Source organism: Ensifer soli, from assembly GCF_041928815.1.
Taxonomy (GTDB): domain Bacteria; phylum Pseudomonadota; class Alphaproteobacteria; order Rhizobiales; family Rhizobiaceae; genus JBHFEI01.
On record NZ_JBHFEI010000045.1, the window covers coordinates 1 to 4267 of the forward strand.

At 59.4% G+C, this 4267-nt stretch carries 4 protein-coding genes and 1 pseudogene; 3 read left to right on the forward strand and 2 right to left on the reverse strand.

The annotated features are described in order from the left end of the window. The 3 genes from ACEVQ6_RS23430 to ACEVQ6_RS23440 form a co-directional block, all read left to right on the forward strand. The coding region (locus ACEVQ6_RS23430; protein WP_374891458.1) for a hypothetical protein at positions 1 to 275 on the forward strand (275 nt) is incomplete at its 5' end. A 9-nt stretch (positions 276 to 284) separates the two neighbouring features. Then, positions 285 to 1859, forward strand: coding sequence for a DNA primase family protein (locus ACEVQ6_RS23435; RefSeq protein WP_374891459.1), 1575 nt, complete (start codon positions 285 to 287; stop codon positions 1857 to 1859). 2 nt (positions 1860 to 1861) lie between these two features. Continuing rightward, positions 1862 to 2275 (forward strand): hypothetical protein, encoded by a 414-nt coding sequence (locus ACEVQ6_RS23440; protein ID WP_374891460.1) that lies wholly within the window; start codon positions 1862 to 1864, stop codon positions 2273 to 2275. A gap of 245 nt (positions 2276 to 2520) precedes the next feature. On the opposite strand, the gene repC is transcribed toward ACEVQ6_RS23440, so the two are convergent. Beyond that, on the reverse strand, positions 2521 to 3891 hold the full coding sequence (gene repC, locus ACEVQ6_RS23445) for a plasmid replication protein RepC (RefSeq protein WP_374891461.1): 1371 nt from the start codon (positions 3889 to 3891) through the stop codon (positions 2521 to 2523). 158 nt (positions 3892 to 4049) lie between these two features. Next, positions 4050 to 4267: pseudogene (locus ACEVQ6_RS23450) on the reverse strand (hypothetical protein); the annotation flags it as partial.

Here is a 4267-nt window from a genome sequence, read left to right on the forward strand (position 1 = left end):
TCTCGTCTGGCAATCGCATGAAGACTCTGGACTTCGTGCCGGCCGGGGCACGCAACAACAAGATGGTTTCCATGGCCGGGCTGATTTCGCGTGCGGTCCTGCGCGGTGAACGCTCGCTGATGCAGGCGCTCGACGAGATCTCGATCTGGGTTGAGGACAAGGTCGAGGTGGTCGTCGGCGATGAGATCACCAAGGAATACGCCAAGGCAAAACTGATCGAATTTCTGACGAATGACGTCACAGGTCCGTCCGGCAAGGCTTTGCCTGTCGGCTGAGACAAGGGCTTGACGGACGAGGACAGGCTGGCACTTGGTCTCGACTTTGCGGGCGATCACCAGAGTTGGTCGCTGCAAGAGATCATGGACTACATCGATGCAGAGTTTGCCTGCCATCTCGACGCTCGCTCCAAGGGCAGACGCGATGCAATCGAAATTGCCCTCAGGCAATTGGCCCGCGCCAATCCTCCGTTCTCCGCGATCGAGGAGAACGATGTCCTCGGACACATCGCCGGTGCGTCCGGAGCGACGAAGACCGTCGCCGCGTTGCGCCGGGATCTGGCAGCCAGGCGACGCGGCCAGGTCAAGGGCGAAACGCATACGGACATCGCCACTGCCTGCCTCGACCAGCTTCAGGCTTATGGTGACATTCGTTTCGACGCAGGACTATTCTGGCAATGGAACGGTGCGGCCTGGAGCAAGGTCGACGAACAGCATCTGCTCAAGGTCATAGCGCAGAGTTTCGGATCGTATCCGGCGGGCAAGCGTCAAGGCGATCATGCCGGTATTCTCCGGGTTATGCAATCGATCTCCAGCGCGCCTCTTTCGACATCGTCCGTGAAGGGCGTCAACTTTGCCAACGGATTCCTGACGGAGCATCTGGACCTTGTTGCGCACGCAGCTGAATACGGCATGACCTATACCCTCCCCTATCGCTATCTTCCCGAGGCGGCCGAGCACATGCCGATGTTCATCCCGTTTCTGAGCGCCAGCTGGGGTGATGATCCCGACTATGGCGAGAAGCTTCTGGCTCTGCAGGAAATGATCGGTGTTTCGCTGATGGGGAAAGCCACAGACTACCAGCAGGCATTCTTGCTCTACGGCCAGGCAGGTTCGGGCAAATCGGTTCTCCAGGCCATCATCCGTGGTCTGCTGCCGGAAGGATCGATGAGTTCGATCGTGCCGTCGGACTGGAACGACAAGTTTCTGCCGGCGCAACTGTTTGGCAAGGTAATCAACTTCGCCGGCGAACTGTCGGAGACCAACAAGATCCCCGGTGGCATCTTCAAGAAGGTGGTCGCGGGCGAAGAGATCACTGCACAGCATAAGAACCGGGACCCGTTCGAGTTTCGCCCGACGGCGGCCCACTGGTTCAACTCGAACCATCTGCCGAAGACGCGAGACAGCTCTGAAGGCTTCAATCGTCGCTGGATGATCCTGGAGTTTAACCGGGCAGTGCGTCCGCAGGATCGCGTGGTCAACCTTGAGGAGCAGATCCTGGCACAAGAGCGTGAAGCGATCGCAGCCTGGGCAATCGAGGGCTATCAGCGGCTTGTGGAGCAGAGTCGCTTCACGCTGCCGGCATCGCATGAGACACTCGTAACCGAGATGTTTGCGGACAACAACTCGGTCGAGCATTTCCTGACGATGCCCGGCTCCAAGCTGAAGTATGGGGCGGACGAGTGTGTTTCGCTGACAGAACTTCACACCGCCTACTGGCAGTTCATGCTGGCGTCTGGAGCAGGACGGCGTGTCGAACTATCGACGTTTGCCAGGATGATGAAGGCGGCATCCAGTTCCAGGCCTTTTAAGGTTGGCACGGGCAAAGACGGCCAGACGGTGTACAACGGGTTGGGGGTTTGATCATGTCTGAATGGGAAACGGCTGCTCTTCACGACCTGCTGCAGACCTCTCTGTCGATCGCGGACATCGCCAGCCGGCATGGACGCTCGAAAAGCGCAATCCACAAGCTGAAGAACGCAGCGGAGACCATCCGCCCCACGACCCGGGGGCCGGGGATGAAACGCATGGCGGACCTGGACGTGATCTCCCAGGATCACATCCGGATCGGCCTGCATCTGCTTCGCTTGCGTGGACGAGACGGCAAGACAGCCTTTGCCAACGCGCTCGGCACCAGCGCCATCACCCTCGGCGTGATGGAAAATGGTCGGCACGACTTCACGCTACGCCAGCTACAAGCGATTGCTGAGCTCGGCGACGAACCGTTCTTCTCCTTGCAACTGCCGGAACCGTCGGTGCGCAGGCCGTTGCTAAACTGACCGCCATCCTTACCCCGTGATGCTACCGATCCAGCCCACCAGCTGGATCGGTCACACTCTTTCCCCCAGGTCGACAAAGTACAGGCTACTTTTTTTTGAAGCAGGAGATGACGACTGCCATCTTCTCCCCCTACCCTGCCCGCAGTGTCGTCTGACCACCTGCTCTCAGCAGTGCCATGATCATCGGTCCAAGGGAGAATTTGCCGCGTTATGATCGTCTCGCAAAGATTGCTGAATAGGTACTTTTATCGGTTGCATAGAGTGTCACGAGCTGCAGCCAGCCACGGCCGAGTAAGCGTACCCGAGGTCAAATCGTTAATTTGCGCTTGTCTCATAAAGTTAGGCGCGCCTAACTGCCCAGCCCTCAGCAGCGCCATGATCATCGGTCCGAGGGAGAATTCGCCGCGCTCGCTACGCCGGGTGAGATCGCGGAGGTAGCCACCGGCGGAGTTGATCTGCCCTCCCCTCTCGAGGATGCAGGCGATCGCAGTCGCAGCCCCTTCCGGTCCCATGATGGCGCAGGCCTCCTCATAGGCCGAGGGGCTGACGCCGAGCATCGAACGGACGACGACCGCCGCGGCCATCAGATCGCGCCAGCTGCCGATGGCACCGCCCGGGCCATAGGGCGTGATCTCCGGGCAGGCCTTCAGCACCAGCGCGAGCGGGAACGCCTTGATCGGCTCTATCGGTGGACGGGACAGTGATTGGGCCGGTCTCTGGCGCTGTTGCGCATCTGTCTCCGCTACCAGTTGGGTCCGCTGATGCTGCGGTTCTTCCGCCTGCGTTGCGCCCTGCGCTTCTTCGGAGCGAGGTTCAAGATCAGAAATGGATTCGGATTTTGAATTCTGTATGTGACCGCCATTTCCGATGGCATTGCCAGCCGAATTTTCTGCTTTTGTCTGACTTTCCAGCCGGTTGACAATCTCTTCGCGCAGCAGCGTCAGATCGTCGAGGATTGCCTCGGCCATCAAGCGGTCCGGAGTGCGTGGAAGTCGGGTGAGAATGGCGACATACATCGCCTCGATCGCGGCCCAGTCGCCGTTTGCACCTTCCTCGATCGCCGCCGAAATCAGCTTGCGGATGTCACGGCGGCACAGCGTCAGCGCCTCTTTCGCGCGCTTGAACCGAAGCCGCTCGTCGACAACCTCCTGCGCCAGCACGGCAAACTCACCGGCACGGGCGATCAGCGGTTCGATCGAGAAGCCGAAGGCCTGCTCGATCTCCCCTCCCCTGCCCTTGCGGGCATAGCGCTTGCCGTTCAGGCTGTCACGCCGATGGATCAGCCCGGCCTCGACCAGGGCAGACAGATGCCGGCGCAGCGTCGTGCCGGTGATGCCGTGCGCCCTGAGCGACAGTTGCGCATTCGACGGGAACACGACCAGGCCATGCTCCTCCGACAGTTCCGTCTCTGGATAAAAGCTGAGCAGTGCATTGAGCACGCCGAGCGCCCGATCCTGCAGGCCGAGCATGTCCTTGGCTTCGCAGACGCTGCGAAACACCTTCCATTTGTCCACGGGCGTCCCGCTCGTGCGGCCTGCCGTTTCCACCTGCCGTTTCACCAGGGCAAGCGTCATAGGCCGCCGCCCAAAGGGCGTCGTCACTGTCGCGGTCTCCATGTCTTTCACCTTTCGTCAGGCAAAAGAAATCCGCTCACCAAAACGGTGCCAAAACACTTGACGGAATTTCGTGGAAATGCGATTCTCGGCCTTGCTACAGAACAGATCAGGGCTTCCACGACGGCATCGTTGAGGGGGCTCTTTTCTTTTGCGCGCTTCTACTCCGTATCCAGTTGATCCGATAGATTTTTTGATGCCCGATGCTCGTGGTAGAGTGCACTGAGCATATCGAAAACCTGTTGAGCAAACTCAGGTGCCTCATCGCGGTCAATCGCGATCTCCAGTTTCCTGTTTGTATCTAGAGCGTCTTCGATGAACGCGGAGTCGGATTGATGATTCACGCGGTCGGGCTTGTCTGATTCACTGGTCCTGGTGA

Bases quoted from the DNA above. Each gene is read 5' to 3' on its own strand.
- ACEVQ6_RS23440 (WP_374891460.1), top strand. From the start codon at position 1,862: ATGTCTGAATGGGAAACGGCTGCTCTTCACGACCTGCTGCAGACCTCT.
- repC (WP_374891461.1), bottom strand. From the start codon at position 3,891: ATGGAGACCGCGACAGTGACGACGCCCTTTGGGCGGCGGCCTATGACG.